We start from the raw sequence: 19,805 nt of genomic DNA, 5'->3' as shown, positions 1-19,805 counted from the left end.
CATGGATACGACACTCGATTCCGGTACCTCAGCCACCACGACCGCGGCCGGCGATGCGCCGCGCAACCTGCTCGGCCGGCCGGCGACGCGCCATCGCGGCACCGACATCGACGGCGCGACGCTCGACCCCGAAGCGCTGCGCGTGCGTGATCTCGACCTGAACGCGCTGATCGGCGCGACGACGTTCGAAGGCGCACTCGCGCATCTGTGGTTCGACGTCGCGCCCGACAGTGCCGACCATCGCGCGCACGCCGCGGCGATCGGCGCACGGCTCGCGGCGTTCGCCGACGCGCTCGCGCCGGGCTCCGTCGCGCAATCGGTCGCCGCCGACCTCGGCGCGGCAGGCGTCGCGCCGGTGTTCGCGGCCGCGTCCGGCCTGCTGCGCGGCCTCGACGACGTGGTCGCACGCGTACGCGGTCCGGCGCCGGACGACGCCGATCTCGACACGATGCTGCTGTGCGCGGCCGCCGCGCCGTTCCTGCTGCATGCGGCGATCGAGGGCCGGCCGTTCGCGGCCGGCACGCACGCCGGCGGCAGCACCGTGCTCGATGCAGCGCGGACGCACGCGCAACGCATGCTCGTGCTGACCGGCGCGACGCGCCACGACGCGCCCGCGCAAGCGGCGATGGACATGCTGCTCGTCGCGTGGCACGCGGGCTTCGGCTACATCACGCCGACCGTGCTTGCGCCGCGCGTCGCGATCGGCACCGGCGTCACGCTGACGCAGGCGATCGCCTCCGGCTTCCTCGCGAGCGGGCCGTCGCACGTCGGCGCGGCGCTCGAAGCGATGCAGTGGCTTGCCGCACTCGCGCGGTCGGTGCCGGGCGGCACCGGCGCGCCGCCCGCCGCGCTCGACGCGGCCGGGCGCGCGGCGATCGATGCGGCGCTCGACGCGAAACGCACGCTGTACGGCTTCGGCCATCCGCTGTTCGTCGCCGATCCGCGTCCGCCGCACATGCGCGGCCGGTTCATGAAAGAAGGCTTCGACGGCGGATACGTGACGCTGTTCGACGCGTGCTGCGCACAAGCCGACGCGCGCCGCGCGCTGCGGCCGAACATCGATTTCCTGACCGCCGCGACGCTGCTCGAACTCGGCGTCGCCGCGCCGTCGTGGGGCGTCGGCGTCGGGCTCGGCGCGCGCATCGCGGCAATGGCCGCGCATGCGGTGGAACGGCGCCGCCGCCCGGCGTTCGGCGTCAACAGCGCGACCGCGCGACGGCTGCTGGCCGCCGTGCCGGTCGGCTGGCTGTGAACCCTCCCCCTCTCGCACAAGGAACGTCATGCTGCTCAAGAACCTGCGCCCGGCGAACGACTACGATCGCTTCGCCACCGAAACGCTCGAACCGTGGGACCTGCTGTTCATCAGCCGCATCCGCCAGCTGGCGCGCGGGATGACGGCCGGCACGATCGCCGACATCGGCACGGCCACCGGCGTCGTGCCGGTGCGGCTCGCGACCGATCCGGCGATGCGCGGCTGGCGCTACGTCGGCATCGACCTCGATCCGGCGATGCTCGACGAAGGCCGCCCGCGCATCCACGAACTCGGGCTCGACGACACGATCGAGATGCGCGTCGGCGACGCGCTCGCGCTGCCGTTCGACGACGGCACGCTGACGATGGCAGTCGGCCGCGCGACGCTGCACCATCTGCCCGACAAGGCGCTCAGCCTGACCGAGATGTACCGCGTGCTGGAGCCGGGCGGCATCGCGCTCGTGCACGACATGCGCCGCGACGCGCCGCAGCACCTGCTCGACCGTTTCACCGAGATGCGCGCGGCCGCCGACTATCCGCCGACCCACGTCGAGGAAAAGATCACGCTCGACGAAGCGCATGCGCTGGTGGCCGAAGCCGGCCTGACGGCGGTGGCGTCGATCTACAGCCCGAGCATGGGGCTCGGCGCGCTCGGCTTCGAAATCCTGCTGAAGAAACCGGCGCTGGCCTGAGCGATGACCGATCTCGCCTTCCTCGCCGCGCATGCCGCCGTGCGGCTCGGCGCCGACGACGTGCAGTGCGCGCCGGTCGCGCCCGGCGCGACGCTGCCGCTGTGCGTGACGCCGCGCAGCGCCGAACTCGCGACGTCGCCGGAGATGTTCGTCGCGTGGTACCGCTCGCGGCTCGACACGATCGACACGCTGCTCGACGCGTGCGGCGCGCTGCTGTGGCGCGGCTTCGCGGTGCCCGACACCGCCGCGTTCGGCCGCCTCGGCGCGCTGTATCCGGCGCACGCGAACGGCTATACGGCCGGCGCCGCGCCGCGCAAGCAGATCGACGGCCAGGTCTACGAGTCGACCCGCATGCCGCCGCCGTTCCGGATCGGGCTGCATCAGGAAATGGCCTACATGCCCGCGTTCCCGCGCCTCGTCGCGTTCTACTGCCGGCAGCCGGCCGACGCGGGCGGCGAAACGCCGATCTGCGACATGCGGCGCGTGACCGCGCGCGTGCCGGCCGCGCTGCGTGAGCGGTTCGCCGAGCGCGGCGTGATGTACCTGCGCAATTTCGCGGCGCCGGGCGATCGCGCGGACGGCCTCGCGGCGAACCCGAACCTGCCGTTCGCCGCGTACCACCGGCCGTGGGACGACGCGTTCGGCACGACGGAGCGCGCCGCGGTCGAGCGGCTGTGCGCGGAGCGCGGCGTCGGCTGCCATTGGCTCGACGACGGCAGCGTGACCGTGTCGCACGTCGGCAGCGCGCTGCGCACGCATCCGCGCACCGGCGAGACGGTGTGGTTCAACCAGGCGAGCGCGCAACACCCGAACCCGCGCTCGATGGGCGAGCTCAGCTACCGCTATCTGCAGCGCATGTACGGCGCGCGCGCCGCGTTCCCGTACGAGATCCGCTACGGCGACGGCGCGCCGATGCCGTTCGACGACCTGGTGGCGATCTACGACGCGCTCGACGACGAGGAGTGCGCGTTCCCGTGGCAGGCCGGCGACGTGCTCGTCGTCGACAACATGCTGGTCGCGCACGGCCGCAACCCGTACCGGGGCGCGCGCGACACGCAGGTCATGCTGTTCGACTGAGGATGCCGACGATGAGCGTTTCGTTTCTAGCGTCCGTGCGCGCGATGTTCGGCCCGCCCGCCGCGTTCGACCGGCCGCAGCGCGCGGGCACGCCGCCGCTGCCCGACGCGCATGCGCCGGGCGCGGCGCTCGGCGCGCGCGCGATCGACGTCGCGGCCGGCGATTTCCGCTTCTCCGCCCGCCACGTGCGGTTCAGGCTCGGCGCGATCACCGCGATCGTCGGCCCGAACGGCTCGGGCAAGACCACGCTGCTCGAAACGCTGCTCGGCTTCCGGCGCGGCGGCAGCGACGTGCGCGTGCTCGACGTGCCGGCCGAACGCTTCATGCGCGATTCGCGGTCGCTGCGGCGGCTTGGCGCGCAATTGCAGAAGGTCGAGTATCCCGATCACCTGCGCGTCTCGGAGATCGTCGCGCTGCACCGCGCGATGTACGCGCACACCGATGCGGCGATCGCCGACGCGCTCGGCATCGCCGAACTGCTCGACAAGCCGTGCCGCGCGCTGTCGAAGGGGCAGCGCCAGCGCGTCGACCTCTACGTCGCGCTCGCGCACCGGCCCGAGCTGGCCGTGCTCGACGAGCCGTTCACGGGGCTCGACCGCCGCTATGCGGGCGTCGTGATCGACCTGCTGCGCCAGCGCGCGAGCGGCACGAGCGTCGCGATGATCTGCCATTCCGAGGAGGAACTGAGCGTGGTCGACGATCTCGTGTGGGTGCGCGACGGCGGTGTGCGCTACCAGGGCGACCAGGACACGCTGCGCGCCGAGCTCGTCGGCGCTGCGCGCGCGGTCCTGCATTGCCGCGACGAAGCCGATGCGCGTGCGCTGCGCAAGCGGCTCGCGGCGCTGCCGGGCGTGACCGGCGTGCGCGTATCGGCCGCGCACGTGGTCGAGGCGTTCGGCGATGCGACGCTGCATCCGAACGTGCACCGGATCGTCGGCGAACAGGGCATCCAGCATCTCGCGCTCGCGCCGAGCACGCCGGGCGACCTGCTGCGCCTGTGCACCGAGGGCCCGACCCATGACTAAGGTGTTCCTGATCCTCGTGCGCAACGAGCTGCTCGGCTATCTGCGCAGCCGTTCGTCGCTGTTCTGGACGCTGGTGTTCCCGGTGTTCCTGCTGAGCGTGATGCTGTTCGCGTTCGGCGGCTCGGGCTCGCTCGGCACGGCCGACATCGCGTTCGACGTGCCCGGCGGCGCGACGCCGTACAACCAGGCGTGCAAGGCGCAGATCGTCGCCAGCCTGTCGCACAGCGACACGGTGAAGGCGACCTTCGGCGGCCGCGGCGCGCCGGCCGATCGCGTGACCGTCGTGCTCGGCGCGGACGAACGCACGCCGGCGACGATCCGCTACGACTTCAACGGCTCGCTCGCGGTGAAGGCCGCGTCGCGCGTCGTCGAGATCGCGCTCGCGCGCTGCGCCGCGCAGCGGCTCGGGTTGCCGGCCGCGCAGGCGCGCTTCGAGAACGCGGCGCCCACGCGCCGCCCGTTCGACTATGGCGCGTTCTTCGCGACCGGCATCCTGGTGATGGCGTTCATGGCGATCGGCCTCAATTCGACGACCACCGCGATCGCCGCGCTGCGCGAGCGCAATACGTTCAAGCTGTACGTGTGCTTCCCGGTGTCGCGCGGCGTGTTCCTCGCCGCGCTGATCGTCGCGCGGATGGCGATGATGGCGCTGTCGGCGCTCGTGCTGCTGACGGTCGCGCGCGTCGCGTTCGGCATCGCGCTGCCGATCGCGACGCCGGACGGGCTGCGCGCGTTGCCGATCGTGCTGCTCGGCGCGGCGATGGTGCTGAGCATCGGCGTGCTGCTGGCGAGCCGCACGCGCTCGCTCGCGGCGGCCGAACTCGCGTGCAACGTCACCTACTACCCGCTGCTGTTCTTCAGCGACCTGACGATCCCGATGCACGACGCGCCCGCATGGCTGAAGGCCGGGCTCGCGTTCCTGCCGACCAACCAGTTCGCCGTCGCGCTGCGCGGCGTGCTGGTCGACGGCGCGCCGTACGCGCAGCTCGCGCCGCAACTGCTCGGCATGACCGTGTGTACCGCGCTGTTCCTGTTCGCCGCCGCGCGGCTGTTCCGCTGGCACGACGCTTGACGCATGACGCGTCGTCGCCACGCTGTTTCGACGAAGGAGAAACCTCGATGAAATCGAACCATCCCATAACCGACTACCTGCTGCACGCGAGCAATTTCCTGCCGGCGATCGTGTTCCTGTTCTACGGCCGGCTCGGCCCGGAACAGCCGGACCTGCGCTGGACGCACGCGTTCCTGATCGGCGGCGTGCTCGCGCTCGTGCACGGCGCGTGGCTGATCCGCCGCGCGGAGCGCAACAGCATCGCGCTTGGCGTCGACCTGTTCCTCGTGATCGGCGCGGTGCTCGCGCTCGTGTCGCCGACAGGTAGCCGTCTGTGGGGCGAGGAACTCGGGCCGGCCGCGATGCTCGTGTGCGTGCTGGTGGTCGGCATCGTGCATACCGCGTGGTCGGACGGCGGCTTCGTCGACGGCACGCTCGTCGATCACGCGCGGGCGCGTTCGCTGTCGCTCGTGCTGCTCGCGGTCACCGTCGTCGCGCTCGCGGTGTCGATCGCGATGCGCCACAGCCCGCTGTGGGGTGGCGTCGTGCCGCTGATCGCGCTGGTCGTCGTGCGCGGCCGGCTGCGCAAGCAGCTCGCGCGGGCAAGCTGACGATGAGCGCGCTGCCCGCACACGGAGCCGACGCAGCACACGCCGCGCAACGGCGCGCGCTCGCCGCGGCGCTCGGCGACGGCTGGCTCGAAGGCGCGGCATGCGAGCCGTATGCGACCGACGTCGTGCAGCATGGCGGCGTGCCGCTCGGCGTCGCGCGACCGGCCTCGACCGCCGACGTGCGCGCGCTCGCCCGCGTCGCCGTCGCGCACCGGATCGCGCTCGTCGCGCAGGGCGCGCGCACCGGGCTCGTCGGTGCGGCCGTGCCCGATCGCAGCGGCACGCAATGCGTGGTGTCGTTCGAGCGGATGCGTGCCGTTCGCGCGTTCGATCCGGCCAACCGCAGCATCACGGTCGACGCCGGCGTGCGGCTGTCGGACCTCAACCGCGTGGCGGGTGAAGCCGGGCTCTGCGTGCCGATCGACCTCGGCAGCGATCCGGCGGCCGGCGGGCTCGTCGGTGCGAACGCGGGCGGCAGTCGCCTGATCAAGTACGGCGACGTGCGCCGTCACGTGCTCGGCGTCGAGGCCGTGCTCGCGGACGAAGCCGGCACCGTGATCGACGCGCTCGCGCCGCTGCGCAAGCGCAACGCGGGCTTCGACGTCGCGCAGTGCTTCATCGGCGCGAATGGCGCGAACGGGCTCGTGACGGCCGTGTCGTTCGCGCTCGCGCCGCTCGAACGGTCGTCGTGCGCGACGTTCGTCGCGTTCGCGTCGTACGACGCGGCGCTCGCCGGCCTGCTCGCGTTCGAGCGTGCGTTCGGCGAGATGCTGTCGGCGTTCGAGTTCATGTCGGCGGCGGCGGTCGGTTGCGTCGCGGCGGCGTTTCCCGCGTTGCGCATTCCGTTCGAGGCGAGCGATGCCGCGTGCTACGCGCTCGTCGAAATCGCGACCGGCATGCCGGGGCTCGATGCGCTGCTCGAGGAACGCGCGGTCGCGACGCTCGACGCGCTGGCCGGCGATCGTCTGGTGCTCGACGCGGCGTGCGCGCCGGCGGAGCGGTTCTGGCGGATTCGCGACGCGCTGCCGGCCGCCGTCGCGCAGGACGGCGTGCCGCTGTCGTTCGACGTATCGTTTCCGCGCGGCGCGCTGGCCGGCTTCGTCGCCGATGCCGAGCAGTGGCTCGCCGCCGCGCATCCGGCGCTGCGCTGTCATGCGTTCGGCCATTTCGGCGACGGCGGCTGCCATCTCGTCGTGTCGATTCCGCATGCCGAGGCGCAGCGCTACGGCGCGCTGCAGCAGGTGGCGCTACGCGGCGCGCTGTACGACCGCGTCGTGCAGGCAGGCGGCTGCTTCAGCGCGGAACACGGCGTCGGGCCCGTCAACATCGCGTACTACCGCAAGCACGTGTCGGCCGCGCAACGGCAACTCGCCGGGGCCGTCCAGCACGCGATGGATCCGCTCGGCCTGGTCGGGCGGGTCCGTTACTGATCCATCGCTTCGACACCCGACGGAGAATTCATATGATGTCGCCACGCCCGCCCAGTCCCGACGTCGCCGCCGAGCCGGACGACGCCCCGTCGTCCGCGGGCATTCCCGCGCTGCCCGACTCCGGCGCGATGGTCAACGTGCGCGGCGTCGCGTATGTCATCGAGTTGCCGCCGCGTGACCACGCGCGGCCGGCGCTGTGGCGCGAGCTTGCGCACTGGCGCAACGATCGGTCGGGCGATGACGCATCGGATGGCGACGCCGAGTGGGATGCACCGCAGGGTTAGGTGAGCGTGAGCGTCGCTCGTGCGGTTGTGACGAGCGGCCGCGCAGGTTGTCGTAGCCGATGTCGATACAAGCGGGACGGCGGCTACCGGCGCCGATGCCGATGGCCCACACCGCTTCACACGTCGCGCCGGACACGGCTGCGTCGGCAGGCGGGGTGAGCCGGTCCCCCGACTGCCTGCCGCGACACCGCTGCCCTTCCCGCCCCGCGAGATAGCCGAGGATACGCAGCCGAATCGGGGACCGCTCACCCCGCTCGCGCCACCCGAAAGACCGACATCGCGACCTGCATCGAACCGGCCTGCTGCTCGAGCGCCGTCGCGGCGGCACTCGCCTGTTCGACCAGCGCTGCGTTCTGCTGCGTCATCTGATCCATCTGCGTGACCGCCTGGCCGACCTGATCGATGCCCGCGCTCTGCTCGACCGTGGCCGTCGTGATCTCGGTCATGATCGTCGCCACGCGCCGCACCGACGACACGATCTCTTCCATCGCGTGCCCCGCCTGCGTCACGAGCGCATTGCCGTCGCGCACGTCGTCGATCGACGCGCCGATCAGCTGCCGGATCTCGCGCGCGGCGCTCGCGCTGCGTTGCGCCAGCGTGCGCACCTCGCCCGCGACGACCGCGAAGCCGCGCCCGTGTTCGCCCGCGCGGGCCGATTCGACCGCCGCGTTGAGCGCGAGGATATTGGTCTGGAAGGCGATCCCGTCGATCATCCCGGTGATTTCCGCGATCTTCTGCGAGCTCGTGTTGATCACGCCCATCATGTCGACCGCGCGGCCGACCAGTTCGCCGCCGTGCTGCGCGAGGTCCGCCGCGCTGGCCGCGAGCGTGCTCGCCTGCTGCGCGTTGTCGGCGTTCTGGCGCACCGTCGACGTCAGTTGCTCCATGCTCGCGGCCGTTTCCTCGAGCGACGCCGACTGCTGCTCGGTACGGCTCGACAGGTCGAGGTTGCCGGCCGCGATCTCGCGTGCGGCCGTATGGATCGCATCGCTGCTGTCGCGCATGCCGGTGACGGTCGCCGCGAGCCCCGCCTGCATCCGCTTCATCGCCGCGAACAACTGGCCGATTTCGTTTCGGCCGGCAGCGGGCACCTTCACGGTCAGGTCGTTCGACGCGATGCGGTCGAGCAGCGCGGCCGCGTTCGCGAGCGGCCGCGACACGATCGCGCGCAGCGCGAAGCGCGTCGCGACGATCAGCGCGAGCGCCAGCGCGACGCCGATCCCGACCATCGCGATGATGCGCGTATAGGCGGCGTTGTCGGTGTCGATCGTGTCTTCCGCGAGCTGGTTGGCCGTGCGCTGGAATTTCTCGACGTTCGCCGAATACACCTGGCCGGCGAGCGTGATCTCCTTGTCGTTGATCGCCGCATACGCGGCGGTGTCGCCGTTGCGCAGCGCGTCGGCTGCGCGTGCGAGCACGCTCGCGAGATGCGTCGACGACGCGACCAGCGCCTGCTTCAGGTCCGCGCCGAGGTTGCCGACCGGCGCGGTATTCCCGAACGCCTGCGTTTCCTTCGCGGACAGGTCGAACGTGCGTTGCGCGCTTTGCAGCGCCGAGTCGCGCTGCGCCGGATCGTCGTGCTCCTTCAGCGCCGAATACGCACGGACGAGCGCCGAGCGGGTACGCGTGCTGTCCTTGTACGCGTCGTTGACGAGCGACGTTTGCGTCGCGATTTCGTGCAGGCGCTTCGCGTTCGTGTTCGCGCCGCCGAGCGCGACGATCCCGACGATGCCGCCGACGACGATCATCGCGGCGAACGCCGCGAGCACGGCAAGCAGACTGCTTTTCACTTTCAGATCACGCATGGCGAATCGACTCCCGAAGTTATCCTTTATCGGTTAACGACGGCGACTGCTCCAACTTGAGTCGATCGGCCGGTATTTCGTGGTGCGAGCGTGCAGTGCGTGCAAATGTGTTTGCGTTCCGCTCGCGCGACGGGCGGCACGCCGAATCAGTTCGTCCCGTCGTACGTGACGATCTCGACCCAGTTCGCGCCCTTGCCGACCGGATACTTGCCGATCGCGTCGAGGCGCCCGGTGCGGCCGTCGATCCGGTACACGGCCAGCGTCGGCGACAGTTGCCCGGCCGCCAGCAGATACTTGCCCGACGGATCGATCGCAAAGCCGCGCGGCTGCGGCTCGGTCGCGAACGTGCCGATTCGCGCGAGCGTGCCCGACTTCGCGTCGACGCGATACGCGGCGAGCGTGCTCGACGTGCGCTCCGATGCGTACAGGAAGCGCCCGTCCGGCGTCAGGTGCAGGTCGGCGCCCCATGGCTTGTCGCCGTGAAAATCGGGCGGCAGGATCGACACCGTCTGGATCGGCCGCGCATCGGCGCCGCCGTGCGACAGCGCGAGCACGTGCAGCTTGCCGTCGAGTTCGTCGATCAGGTACGCGAACCGCCCGTTCGACGAGAACACGAAATGGCGCGGGCCGGACTTCTCCGGCAGCCGATACGCGGGCTCGCCCGTGTCGGTCAGCGTGCCGGTCGACGCATCGAACGGCAAGCGCAGCCACGCATCGGCGCCGAGCACCGACGCGAACGCGTAGCGGCCGTCCGGCGACTGGCGGATCGCATGCGCCATCGGGCCGGTCTTCACCGTCTGCTGCACGTCGCCCGCGACGCCGTCCGCGCCGATCCGGTTCACCGCGAGCAGGTTGCCGCCGTACGACGCGGAGAACAGATAGCGGCCCGACGCGTCGGTCGACACGTATGCCATGCTGTCCGCGAGCGGTGCGCGGCCCAGCTCGATCAGCCGCCCGTCGAGCGGATTGATCGCGAAGCTGACGACGCGGTACGGCGTCGAACGCAATGCCGCGTACAGGCGATGATGATCGGGCGACAGCGCCATCGGCATCACGGTGCCGCCGACCGGTACGGTTTCGATCGCGGTCAGCGCACCGTTCGCCGTATCGACGCCGAACACCGAGATGTCGCGGCTGTCGCTGTTCGACACGTACGCATACGTCGCCGCGTGCGCGAACGAGGCCGCCAGCGTGAACGCAACGGCCGCCACGGCGTGCCGCAGTAGAGTCGTTTTCATGGAAGTGAAGTGACGTGAAGTGGGGAAAAGGAACCGTGGATACGACCGCGGCGCCGGACAACCTCGGTCGTCCGGCGCCGCGACGGGCGAAGCGCGCGATCAGAACACCGCATGCCCGCTGATCAGGCTCGGCAGCCACGTCGAGAAGAACGGCAGGTACGTGACGATGTTGATCGCGCTGAAGATCGCGAGGTAGTACGGCCACGCCATCTTCGTGGTCTCGCCGATCGACACGTTGCCGATCGCGCAGCCGACGAACTGCACCGATCCGATCGGCGGGTGCACGAGGCCGAGCGAGCAGTTCAGCAGCAGCATGATCCCGAACTGCACCGGCCCGACGCCGCACGCCATCGCGATCGGCAGGAACAGCGGCGTCGTGATCAGGATGTGCGCGGCCATGTCGACGAACGTGCCGAGGAACACCTGGATGATGTTGATGTACAGCAGCATCAGCCACGGCGCGGCGGTCGACTGCTTCAGCAGCCCTTCGATCGCATCCGGAATCTCCAGGTACGACATCTGGAAGCGCAGCATGTTGGACACCGCGATCAGCAGCAGCACGACGCCCGTCGTGCGCGCCGCATGCGACAGCGCACGGCGCAGCTTCTCGGCCGTCAGCGTGCGGTAGACCACCGCGGTCAGCACCAGCGAATACACGACGGCGATCGCGGCCGCTTCGGTCGCGGTGGCGATGCCCTTCGCGACGCACACGAGGATGATCGCGATCACCATCAGCCCCGGCACCGCGCCGACGAAGCTGCGCAGCACCGCATACCAGCCGGGAAACCGCGGCAGTGCGGACGAGCCGTCCTCGCGGCGCGGATAGCCGTGACGCACGGCCTGCCAGTACGCGGCGGCCAGCACGAAGCCCATCACCCACAACACCGGCAGGAGCCCCGAGAACAGCAGGTCGCCGATCGACACGCCGCTCACCGGCTGGCCGTGCAGCATCCCGGTGATGCCCTGCGCGGCGAACGCGTAGATGATCATGTTGGTCGACGTCGGCATCAGCGCGCCGGCGAGCGACGCATGCGTGGTCACGTTGACCGCGTACGCGGCGCTGTAGCCTTCGCGCTTCATCAGCGGAATCACCACGCCGCCCATCGCCGACGTATCGGCGGTCGGCGAGCCCGACACGCCGCCGAACAGCGTGCACGCGACGACGTTCGCCATCCCGAGGCCGCCGCGGAAGTGGCCGACGGTCGCCTGCGCGAAGCGCAGGATGCGGTCCGCGATGCCGCCATGCAGCATCAGCTCGCCGGAGAAGATGAAGAACGGCACCGCGAGGAACGAGAACGCGTTCATCCCCGAGATCATCGCCTGCATCGCGGTCGCGATCGGCAGGCCTTCGACCATGTAGGTCAGCACGCACGCAATGCCGAGCGCGAACGACACGGGCACGCCGAGCACGAGGAATATCAGAAAACTGACGGACAGGATCGCGAGTTCCATGGCGTTATTGTCCCGACGAAGAACGACGAAGCGCGAGCAGGTGCTCGAGCGAGAAGAGGATGATCGCAACCGCCGCGGGCATCGTGATCAGGTAGCGCACGCCTTCGGGCAGGCCGATGATCGGGATGCGGTCGCCCATCGTCTCGGCGGCCATGCTGCCGCAGCCGATCATGATCATGATCGCGAACGCGATCAGGCTCAGATGCTGGATCGCGATGACGACCGTGCGCGCCTTCGGCGACAGCCGGCGCACGAGCGAATCGAGGCCGATATGGCCGCCGTCGCGCACCTTCATCGCCGCGCCGAACATCGCGATCACGATCACGAGCAACAGCGCGATCGGCTCGACGAAATCCGGCGCGTTCTCGAACACGTAGCGCATCACGACCGCGTAGAACACCAGCACCGTGAGCACTGCGAGGCACGCGGACGCGATCACGGCGAGCACGCGGAACAGCACGTCGTTCACGCGGCGCAGCAGCGGCGCGGCGTGCGGCCGCGCGGGCGGCGTGCCGTCCGGGGCGGCGGCCGACGCGCTGTCCAGGGAAGTACGATGCGTCACTTGGTGGCCTCGATCTCGTCGACGATCTGCTTCATCTGCGGGGTCTTTTCATACTTGGTCCACAGCGGCTGCATCGCCTTCACGAACGCCGCGCGGTCGATCTGCGCGGCCGGCAGGATCTTCGCGCCGCCCTTCGTCACCAGCTGCTGCGCGGACGCCTCGCGTGCGGTCCACAGCTTCTGGTAGTACGGCACCGAATCGGCCGCCGCCTTCCTGATCGCCGCCTGCTCCTGCGGCGACAGCGTGTCCCAGATCTTCTTCGAGAACACCAGCACTTCCGGCGTCATCGCGTGCTGCGTTTCCGAGTAATCGGGCGCCACTTCGTAATGCTTGGTTTCCTCGTACGACGGCAGGTTGTTTTCCGCCGCATCGACGAGGCCCGTCTTCAGGCCCGTGTACACCTCGGCGAACGGCATCGGCGTCGGCGTGCCGCCCATCGCGCGGATCTCGTCGACCATCAGGTCGGATGGTTGCACGCGCACCTTCAGCCCCTTCATGTCGGCCGGCGAACGCACCGGGCGCTTCGCGTAGATCGAGCGCGCGCCGCTCTCGTAGAACGTCAGCGCGATCATCCCCTTCGCGGTGAACGCATCGAGGATCTTCTGGCCGGCCGGGCCGTACATCGCCTTGCGGAAATGGTCGACGTCGCGGAACAGGAACGGGAACGACGGGATCAGCGATTCCGGCACGATCTCGTTGAACGACGCGCCGTTCACGCGCGCCATGTCGATCGCGCCGATCCGCACTTGGTCGACCGTGTCCTTCTCGGAGCCGAGCGCGCTGTTGCCGAACACCTTGATCGAATCCTTGCCGCCCGTCTGCTTCGACAGCGCGTCGCCCATGAACTTCACGGCCATGTTGGTCGGGAAGTTGTCGCCGTGCACGTCCGCCGAGCGGAACACGCGCGCCTGCGCGGACATCGCGAAGCCGGCCATCAAGGCGACGGCCAGGGCGGTACGGGAGCCGGTGAATCGGTGCTTCATGGTGAGTCTCCTTGATGGTCGATCGTTGTTGTGCGGCGATCCGTCGGCCCGCGCGGGCATCGCCGATGCGCTTCCTCGAACCGCAGAGTCATACGTCGTATGACGTGTTGAGCGAATGTACGTCGGTTAACCGTTTAACTCACTTGGTGCATACCCCTATAACCGCCGCCATCAATGGCTTTAGGCGGGAATCAGGGAATCGCGTTCTCTGTTTACGTACTTTTCCTCGAAACGTTTTCCGGAAACGGGTCGGCCGTCGAATCGGGCGCTGCCGTCGCAGTTTTCCGACACCCGACGGCCTTCTTTCGCTTCGATTGCCGTCGTTATAGGATGACTGACCACGACATCATCATCCCGGTGCGACGCCACGAGCACGCACTGCCCCCTCCCGCGCGACGCGCTTCGCGCCGGGGGCGCCCGCCCCGACGACCCGCCCGGCGGCCGCATCCGCTGTGTTTCAGCCTTGCCGGCAGCGCGTCCAACCCGCGCGGCACGGCGACGCACGCGGCCCGAACGACCCGATACCAACCCGGCATCGCGCGACCGATGCCTTTTCAGGAGATCTCCGTCATGACATTCCCCGTTTCCCGGCCGTACCGGCGCCCGCGCGCGCTCGGCCTGCTGGCCGCGCTGCTCGCGACCGCCGCGGCGCTCACCGCGTGCGGCGGCGACGATTCGAGCACCGGCGGCGGCACGGCGTCCACCGCGCCGCCTGCCACCAGCGTGTTCCAGGTCGGCACGACGACCGTCGACCCGAACCTGCCGGCCGAACCGGCGCTGCCCGCCGATACGCAGGTGTGCAGCACGCTCGAAGCCGCCAACACGCTCGTGAGCCGCCCCGACGGCTCGCTGCCGCCGGAGGCCGACCCGTCGACGGCCGGCGTCGGCAAGGCCGTGTCGGCCGCGACGGCCAACCCCGACCAGGCGCGCATCCAGGCCGCGCTCGACGCGTGCGGCGCGGCGGTCGACGCCGAGGTCGGCGCGACGATCGCGGCGGCGGACGCCGCGGCCACCGCCGCGCAGAAGGCGGCCGCCGCGCCGAACGTGAACCTCGCCGGCGCGTCCGGCGAGGAACTCGCGAAGCCGAAGTACCGCGCGAGCAAGTTCGCGGTGCGGCTCGTCGTCAATCACGCGGGGCCCGGCAACGGCTTCATCAGCGGGCCGCTGACGCTGCCGTCCGGCGTCACGCTGTGGATCGACAAGGGCGTCACGCTGTATGCGTCGCGCGACGTGAAGGCGTATGCGCCGAACGCCGCCGGCCCGTACTGCGGCAACACGGCCGTCAGCGCGACGAAAGCCGGCAGCTCGTCGAACTGCGCGGCGCTGATCACCGGCACCAATCTCGTCAACGCGGCGGTGGTCGGCGACGGCCGGATCGACGGCCGCGGCTATGCGGAGCTCGTGACGTCCGATGCGAAATACCCGCTGATGAAGGTCGACCTGACCTGCTCGAACACCTACGCGGCCTACAAGAGCGGCACGGTGGCGCCCGACGGCACCGCGTGCGACGACGGCGGCACCGTCGTCGATTCGAAATCGACGGTGCGCAACATGACGTGGTGGGATCTCGCGTATCTCGGCAACATGGTGCAGAACGGCACGACCGGCTTCGGCTCGCAGTCGAATTTCCGGCTGATGGTGTTCAACTATGCGAAGAACCTCACGCTGTACCGCATCACGCTGAACAACAGCCCGAATTTCCACGTGGTGCCGAGCGGCGTCGACGGGCTGACGATCTGGAACGTGAAGGTGCAGACGCCGACGCTCGCCGCGTTCGCGAACCCGGCCGGCAACGGCAACCCGCTGTACAACGGGCAGACCTTCAACGCGGACAACGTGAAGAACACCGACGCGTTCGACCCGGGCTCCGCGGCGAAGCCGACGTCGGCGGCGTTGTCGACCGGCAGCACGACGACGTCCGCCGCGGCGATCTCGTTCGACGGCTACCTGAAGAACTTCGTGTTCGCGTACAACTACGTGAGCACCGGCGACGACGACATCGCGCTCAAGGGCAGCAACAACCCGGCCCCCGCCGGCTCGGGGCTGTTCGGCATCGACGGCAATCGCGACGTGCGCGCCGATCGCAAATGGGGCGTCGTGATCGCGCACAACCACATCTACTGGGGGCACGGCATCTCGATCGGCAGCGAGACCAACGGCGGCGTGACCCACGTTCAGGTGTACGACAATTCCTTCCGCGATTCGGAGGAAGGGCTGCGCATCAAGTCCGACTATGCGCGCGGCGGCGAAGTGAGCAACATCCACTACGCGAACATCTGCATCCGCGACGCGAAGAACGCGCTGCTGTTCACGCCGTACTACAGCACGAAGGCCGTGCCCGCGAGCGGCCCGCTGTATCCGAACTTCCACGACATCTCGCTCGCGAACGTCGTGATCGAGGGCGCGGCCGGCGTGAAGCTGCAGGGGTTCGAGGCGAACACCGGCGGCTACGGCGAGGCCGCGTTCCCGCTCGTGATGTCGCTGACCGACGTGGTGGCCGATACGCCCGACAGCATCGCGACGATCGCGTCCGACGCGAACCTCACGCTGCACAACGTGAACCTGCCGGTGTTCCCGTCGAGCGCGAACCGGGTCGTCGTCAACGGCACGGCCGTCCGTACGATCGATCCGGCCAGCGTGCTCGACTGCAGCAAGGCGTTCGTCGACTTCCCGGGCATCGACCAGTCGAATCCGTTCGGGTCGACGTGGGCGCCGGCGCTGTAGCGCGCGGCTGATCCGTCGTCGTCGCGCGTGCCGCCTGGCGGGCACGCGCGATGCTCGCCGCGACAGCGTGATACGCGAAAGGAGCCAGTGATGTCGACCACGAAGCCATCAGCGACCCCCGACCCGGCTACTTCGCCGACTGCCGGCGACGAAGGCCCGGCGGACGCGCCGGGCATCGGCGAGGACACGTGCCGCGTCTGCCGCGGCACCGGGCGGGTCGAGGGCCAGCCCTGCGTCGTCTGCGGCGGGACCGGCAAGATACTGCAAGGAATCGGCGGCGGATAGGTAAAAAGGCAGCCGCGCCGGCACACCTCGATCGCTCAGGTCTGCATGACCAGCGACGTCAGTTGCGCGGCGCGCGCCACGTCCGTCTTCGTGTAGATCGACTTGATCTGCGCGCGCACCGTGCCGATCGACACGCCGCGCAGCGCCGCGCATTCCTGCGGCGAGCGCCCGTCGCAGCACAGCAGCACCGCAAGTTCGGCTTCCGCCGACGACAGCCCGTAGAACACCCGCAAGCGCTGCGCGCGCGCCGACGGCGAACGCAGGTCGGCGGCCGTCATCAGCGCCGCGACGCCGGGCCGTTCGCGCGCGAGGCGCGACTGTTCGGGAACGGGGATCAGCGCAAGCGGCAGCGGCTCGCCCGTCGCACGACGCAGCAACAGCCCGCCGCGTGCGTATGCATGCCGCCACTGCGCATCGTCGACACAGCCTTCCGGCGCGAAGCGGCCGTTGACGATCCGCAGCGCCGGTTCGGCGGCGATCAGTTGATCGGCCGCGCGGTTCGTATAGCGCAGTTCGCGCCGCGCGCCGAGCAGGAACACCGGCACCGGCACCGCATCGAGCGCCGATTCGGCAGCGGCCACGCGCGCTTCGAGTTCGCCGATGCGCGCATGGATGCGCAGCGCGCGATGGATGTGGGTGCCCATGATTTCGATGGTGCGGCGCTGATCGTCGGACAGCCCTTGCGATTCGGGGCCGCCCTGTACGCTCAGGAAAGCGCCGGCGCCCTCGCCGCGATGGATGTACAGGCCCGAGATGCTGCCGAGTCCGAACGGCTGCATGAATTCCCGATAGAACACGCCATGGGTGCGCTGCCGCACCGACAGGTGCTTGACGTCCTCGAACCAGCGCCCTGCCTGCCAGTCGGCGGCGACCGGCACGACCGGGTCGTACAGGTAGAACTCGGTGTTGTAGCTGCGGTGGCACGCGGCCACCCATGACGGATCGTCGCCGGCCGCCTGCTCGATCGCCGGCAGCCTCGCCGCGTCGTCGAACGACAGCAGCGTGGCCATGCGTACGCCGACCGACACACGCAGCCCGTCCAGCACCGCTTCCCATCGTTGATCGCCCAGTGCCGCAGCGTAGACGTCATCGATCCATGCCGATGGAATCAACCCGTTCATCTGCATCTGGCCACCCCGCGCGGTGCGTTTTGTCGAACGCCGTTCGGGCATCTTAGTCAATCGGTCTGATTGTTCAAATCGCCGATGCAGGTTTGATCGAAATACCACGTTTGTTACCGTTTCTCGTCAGACGTAACGGTCGTTTTTGGCAATGCGACGCAATCGGAACGCGTGTCGCTGGCCGGTCCGACGATGCACTTACTTCATCGTCGCGAACCGCGCTTCCATCTCGTCGATCTTCGCGAGCACCGCTTCGCTCAGCTTTCTGACGTGACGCGGCACGTCGGGCGTCGACAGCAGTTCCTCGATGCGCCCGCGCCAGTATCTCGGATGCCTGACGCGCCCCGCGCCCGACATCGACACATCGTCGACGGCCGTCTCGGTGTCCAGCAGCGCGACCATTCGCTGGATGTGAGAGAGCTCCCGTTCCACATAGTCTCGTGCGAGCATGGTGATTGAAATTCCCCGAAATACGACATCAGGCCTGCCGTCATCGACGCGTCGTCATTCGCGGCGCCGACGACGCACCGCAGACGTTACGCATCAGCGTACGTGACGACCGTGTCGATCGACTGTGCGGACGCCCACAGCGATCGACACGGAACGACCGGCCTGTTCGATTGTTCTGGCGACATCCGACCCGGTACCTTGTTGACCATCGTAGGCGTACCGCTCGGCGCCGGCATCCCCAAAAGTGGGGATGCCGGCCGATAGGGGTCGGGTGATCGCTGCCGGAAACGACGGAGCGCCGGAACGGCCGGCATGGGGTTGCCGGTCGGCGCCGCACGTCGAGACGACGCCGCCGCCGCGCGCTACCGACGATAGGGCGGCGGCGCGAGTTCGAGCGGATCGGGGTTCAGGCGCACCCACGCAACCGCGAGCCGGCACAGGTGCGCCGGGTCGCCGGCTTGCCGCTTGACGTCCTGCACGACGGCTTCCATGTCTGACAAATCGGCCGCCGGCAGCGACGTGCCGGTGCGCACGATCGCCGCGAATGCATCGGCCATCTTCCTGAAATCGGCGTCCCAGTTGCAGCCGCCGTTGTGCTCGAGTTCATGCGCGATGCGGCCCGAGATCCGGATGAGTTCGCCCTGCACGGTCGCCGCGTGCCCCGTTCCGGGCACCAGTTGCGTCCACAACGCCTGATGCTGTTCCTGCCAGGTGCCGGCCGCGACGACGATCGGCGACCGGCCGTCGTGCAACCGACGACGCGGCGCCGGCGGCACGTCGAACAGCGTGTAGAGGCGGTCCAGCGCAGCGCTCGCCGCGTCGACCGACTGCGGGTTGTAGCGCTCGCGCATGAACTCGAAACGCTCGCCGATTTCCGCGACGCTGGCCTGCATCTGCGGCGTCTTCGCCGCGCCGGCGTCGAGCAGCACGTCGGCGAGCGCCGCCATGTGCTCGAGATCCGCATTGCCGCAGGTGCGCAATGCCCGCTCGAGCGGCGTCTGCCCGTCCCGGTTCAACGCGTCGACCCGCGCGCCGTGCTCCAGCAGCAGGCGCGCGGCAAGCGCATGACGCGAATCGGCCGCCGCATGCAGCGGCGTGCCGATCGACGCGCCGTCGTCGTGAACGTCCGCGCCGAGTTCGAGCAACACGTCGAAGCGGCTGCGCCGGCTGCGGGCCCGCACGTGCAAGGCCGTGTTGCCGTATGCGTCGGCCGCGCCGATATCCGCGCCCTGCGCGACGAGCCAGCGCGCGAGATCGTCGGGACACCGGTCGAACGACAGCGCGGTCCGCTTGCTCGGCCCGCCGCGCGCATTCACGTCGCAGGTGTCGAACACCGCCTGAAGCTTCGCGACGTCGCCTTCGTCGAGCAGCGCGTCGAAGTCCTTCGGCAGCAGTTTCTTTTTTGCTTTCGGCATGGCGGCTCTCCTGCCTTCGATCGAGTCCGTATCGTCGGCGATTCGTCAATGTGATAACGCGGCCGTGCATCCGTTGCCGGTGCGCGTGCCGCCCGCGGCACCGGTCAGTCCAGCGGCTCCAGCGCCTCCAGCCCGGCCGGGCGGCCGGATGCGCCGCCGAGCTTCGTGATGTTCCAGCGTGCGGCATCGTGAATCGCGAACGAGCGTAATCGGAGGCCGGGCGACACGTCAATGGCCGTCGGCAAAACCGGCGCGTGGCCCGTTCGGCGTATCCGCATCCGTCAGCGATCCCGGGCATCGCCGCGCGCCGCCGGCATCGCGCCGCCTGTCGCCGCCTGCATGTCGATTG

Annotated in this window: 19 protein-coding genes; 10 read left to right on the top strand and 9 right to left on the bottom strand. The window is 69.6% G+C overall.

All coding sequences use genetic code 11. From position 1 onward, the window contains the following. Position 1 precedes the first annotated feature (1 nt). Genes HWX14_RS23785 through HWX14_RS23750 form a run of 8 tightly spaced genes read left to right on the top strand, consistent with a single transcriptional unit; the run spans position 2 to position 7,421 of the window. The gene (locus HWX14_RS23785) at positions 2-1,252 is read left to right on the top strand and encodes a citrate/2-methylcitrate synthase (protein WP_175884822.1); all 1,251 of its coding nucleotides are present in this window, start codon (positions 2-4) and stop codon (positions 1,250-1,252) included. A 28-nt stretch (positions 1,253-1,280) separates the two neighbouring features. Then, positions 1,281-1,943 (top strand): class I SAM-dependent methyltransferase, encoded by a 663-nt coding sequence (locus HWX14_RS23780; protein WP_074808097.1) that lies wholly within the window; start codon positions 1,281-1,283, stop codon positions 1,941-1,943. A 3-nt stretch (positions 1,944-1,946) separates the two neighbouring features. Beyond that, positions 1,947-3,020, top strand: coding sequence for a TauD/TfdA family dioxygenase (locus HWX14_RS23775; RefSeq protein WP_175884821.1), 1,074 nt, complete (start codon positions 1,947-1,949; stop codon positions 3,018-3,020). Between the two features lie 11 nt (positions 3,021-3,031). After that, positions 3,032-4,045 carry an ABC transporter ATP-binding protein gene (locus tag HWX14_RS23770; RefSeq protein WP_175884820.1) on the top strand — a complete coding sequence of 338 codons (1,014 nt, stop codon included), beginning with the start codon at positions 3,032-3,034 and terminating at the stop codon, positions 4,043-4,045. Further along, positions 4,038-5,117, top strand: a complete 1,080-nt coding sequence (locus HWX14_RS23765) for an ABC transporter permease (protein WP_175884819.1) — start codon at positions 4,038-4,040, stop codon at positions 5,115-5,117. Before HWX14_RS23770 ends, HWX14_RS23765 begins: the two co-directional genes overlap by 8 nt. A gap of 47 nt (positions 5,118-5,164) precedes the next feature. After that, on the top strand, positions 5,165-5,707 hold the full coding sequence (locus tag HWX14_RS23760; protein WP_175884818.1) for a permease: 543 nt from the start codon (positions 5,165-5,167) through the stop codon (positions 5,705-5,707). Between the two features lie 2 nt (positions 5,708-5,709). Further along, on the top strand, positions 5,710-7,137 hold the full coding sequence (locus tag HWX14_RS23755) for an FAD-binding oxidoreductase (protein WP_175884817.1): 1,428 nt from the start codon (positions 5,710-5,712) through the stop codon (positions 7,135-7,137). A 32-nt stretch (positions 7,138-7,169) separates the two neighbouring features. After that, positions 7,170-7,421: a hypothetical protein gene (locus HWX14_RS23750; protein ID WP_175884816.1), complete on the top strand. Its 252-nt coding sequence runs from the start codon at positions 7,170-7,172 to the stop codon at positions 7,419-7,421. Positions 7,422-7,666: 245 nt separating this feature from the next. Here the strand turns inward: HWX14_RS23750 and HWX14_RS23745 are convergent, their stop codons facing one another. From HWX14_RS23745 to HWX14_RS23725, 5 genes are all read right to left on the bottom strand, one after another. Continuing rightward, positions 7,667-9,226 carry a methyl-accepting chemotaxis protein gene (locus HWX14_RS23745; RefSeq protein WP_175884815.1) on the bottom strand — a complete coding sequence of 520 codons (1,560 nt, stop codon included), beginning with the start codon at positions 9,224-9,226 and terminating at the stop codon, positions 7,667-7,669. 146 nt (positions 9,227-9,372) lie between these two features. Continuing rightward, positions 9,373-10,464, bottom strand: a complete 1,092-nt coding sequence (locus HWX14_RS23740) for a beta-propeller fold lactonase family protein (RefSeq protein ID WP_175884814.1) — start codon at positions 10,462-10,464, stop codon at positions 9,373-9,375. A gap of 99 nt (positions 10,465-10,563) precedes the next feature. Further along, the gene (locus HWX14_RS23735; RefSeq protein WP_126366246.1) at positions 10,564-11,916 is read right to left on the bottom strand and encodes a TRAP transporter large permease; all 1,353 of its coding nucleotides are present in this window, start codon (positions 11,914-11,916) and stop codon (positions 10,564-10,566) included. A gap of 4 nt (positions 11,917-11,920) precedes the next feature. Continuing rightward, the gene (locus tag HWX14_RS23730; protein WP_175884813.1) at positions 11,921-12,478 is read right to left on the bottom strand and encodes a TRAP transporter small permease; all 558 of its coding nucleotides are present in this window, start codon (positions 12,476-12,478) and stop codon (positions 11,921-11,923) included. Further along, a complete protein-coding gene (locus HWX14_RS23725; RefSeq protein ID WP_027805969.1) occupies positions 12,475-13,461 on the bottom strand; it encodes a TRAP transporter substrate-binding protein in 987 nt (328 codons plus the stop codon). The genes HWX14_RS23730 and HWX14_RS23725 overlap by 4 nt, the downstream gene beginning before the upstream one ends. A 570-nt stretch (positions 13,462-14,031) precedes the next feature. On the opposite strand from HWX14_RS23725, the gene HWX14_RS23720 reads away from it, so the two are divergent. Next, positions 14,032-16,185 carry a glycosyl hydrolase family 28 protein gene (locus HWX14_RS23720; RefSeq protein WP_175884812.1) on the top strand — a complete coding sequence of 718 codons (2,154 nt, stop codon included), beginning with the start codon at positions 14,032-14,034 and terminating at the stop codon, positions 16,183-16,185. 90 nt (positions 16,186-16,275) lie between these two features. Next, complete coding sequence (locus tag HWX14_RS36575; protein ID WP_244130318.1) at positions 16,276-16,470, top strand: hypothetical protein; 195 nt, start codon at positions 16,276-16,278, stop codon at positions 16,468-16,470. 35 nt (positions 16,471-16,505) lie between these two features. Here the strand turns inward: HWX14_RS36575 and HWX14_RS23715 are convergent, their stop codons facing one another. The 4 genes from HWX14_RS23715 to HWX14_RS36795 form a co-directional block, all read right to left on the bottom strand. Continuing rightward, on the bottom strand, positions 16,506-17,591 hold the full coding sequence (locus tag HWX14_RS23715; RefSeq protein ID WP_244130317.1) for a helix-turn-helix transcriptional regulator: 1,086 nt from the start codon (positions 17,589-17,591) through the stop codon (positions 16,506-16,508). A 198-nt stretch (positions 17,592-17,789) separates the two neighbouring features. Next, on the bottom strand, positions 17,790-18,041 hold the full coding sequence (locus tag HWX14_RS23710) for a hypothetical protein (RefSeq protein ID WP_175884810.1): 252 nt from the start codon (positions 18,039-18,041) through the stop codon (positions 17,790-17,792). Between the two features lie 362 nt (positions 18,042-18,403). Then, complete coding sequence (locus HWX14_RS23705) at positions 18,404-19,456, bottom strand: ankyrin repeat domain-containing protein (protein WP_175884809.1); 1,053 nt, start codon at positions 19,454-19,456, stop codon at positions 18,404-18,406. Between the two features lie 104 nt (positions 19,457-19,560). Next, positions 19,561-19,683, bottom strand: coding sequence for a hypothetical protein (locus HWX14_RS36795; RefSeq protein ID WP_279611833.1), 123 nt, complete (start codon positions 19,681-19,683; stop codon positions 19,561-19,563). Positions 19,684-19,805 lie beyond the last annotated feature (122 nt).

Source organism: Burkholderia sp. BCC0044 (assembly GCF_902832955.1).
Taxonomy (GTDB): domain Bacteria; phylum Pseudomonadota; class Gammaproteobacteria; order Burkholderiales; family Burkholderiaceae; genus Burkholderia.
The sequence above is the reverse complement of the archived record's forward strand: the minus strand, read 5'-3'. Positions and strand labels throughout refer to the sequence as shown.

Excerpts from the sequence above, each read along its gene's own strand:
- HWX14_RS23785 (WP_175884822.1), top strand. The coding sequence starts at position 2 with ATGGATACGACACTCGATTCCGGTACCTCAGCCACCACGACCGCGGCC.
- HWX14_RS23780 (WP_074808097.1), top strand. The coding sequence starts at position 1,281 with ATGCTGCTCAAGAACCTGCGCCCGGCGAACGACTACGATCGCTTCGCC.
- HWX14_RS23775 (WP_175884821.1), top strand. The coding sequence starts at position 1,947 with ATGACCGATCTCGCCTTCCTCGCCGCGCATGCCGCCGTGCGGCTCGGC.
- HWX14_RS23770 (WP_175884820.1), top strand. The coding sequence starts at position 3,032 with ATGAGCGTTTCGTTTCTAGCGTCCGTGCGCGCGATGTTCGGCCCGCCC.
- HWX14_RS23765 (WP_175884819.1), top strand. The coding sequence starts at position 4,038 with ATGACTAAGGTGTTCCTGATCCTCGTGCGCAACGAGCTGCTCGGCTAT.
- HWX14_RS23760 (WP_175884818.1), top strand. The coding sequence starts at position 5,165 with ATGAAATCGAACCATCCCATAACCGACTACCTGCTGCACGCGAGCAAT.
- HWX14_RS23755 (WP_175884817.1), top strand. The coding sequence starts at position 5,710 with ATGAGCGCGCTGCCCGCACACGGAGCCGACGCAGCACACGCCGCGCAA.
- HWX14_RS23750 (WP_175884816.1), top strand. The coding sequence starts at position 7,170 with ATGATGTCGCCACGCCCGCCCAGTCCCGACGTCGCCGCCGAGCCGGAC.
- HWX14_RS23745 (WP_175884815.1), bottom strand. The coding sequence starts at position 9,226 with ATGCGTGATCTGAAAGTGAAAAGCAGTCTGCTTGCCGTGCTCGCGGCG.
- HWX14_RS23740 (WP_175884814.1), bottom strand. The coding sequence starts at position 10,464 with ATGAAAACGACTCTACTGCGGCACGCCGTGGCGGCCGTTGCGTTCACG.
- HWX14_RS23735 (WP_126366246.1), bottom strand. The coding sequence starts at position 11,916 with ATGGAACTCGCGATCCTGTCCGTCAGTTTTCTGATATTCCTCGTGCTC.
- HWX14_RS23725 (WP_027805969.1), bottom strand. The coding sequence starts at position 13,461 with ATGAAGCACCGATTCACCGGCTCCCGTACCGCCCTGGCCGTCGCCTTG.
- HWX14_RS23720 (WP_175884812.1), top strand. The coding sequence starts at position 14,032 with ATGACATTCCCCGTTTCCCGGCCGTACCGGCGCCCGCGCGCGCTCGGC.
- HWX14_RS36575 (WP_244130318.1), top strand. The coding sequence starts at position 16,276 with ATGTCGACCACGAAGCCATCAGCGACCCCCGACCCGGCTACTTCGCCG.
- HWX14_RS23715 (WP_244130317.1), bottom strand. The coding sequence starts at position 17,591 with ATGAACGGGTTGATTCCATCGGCATGGATCGATGACGTCTACGCTGCG.
- HWX14_RS23710 (WP_175884810.1), bottom strand. The coding sequence starts at position 18,041 with ATGCTCGCACGAGACTATGTGGAACGGGAGCTCTCTCACATCCAGCGA.
- HWX14_RS23705 (WP_175884809.1), bottom strand. The coding sequence starts at position 19,456 with ATGCCGAAAGCAAAAAAGAAACTGCTGCCGAAGGACTTCGACGCGCTG.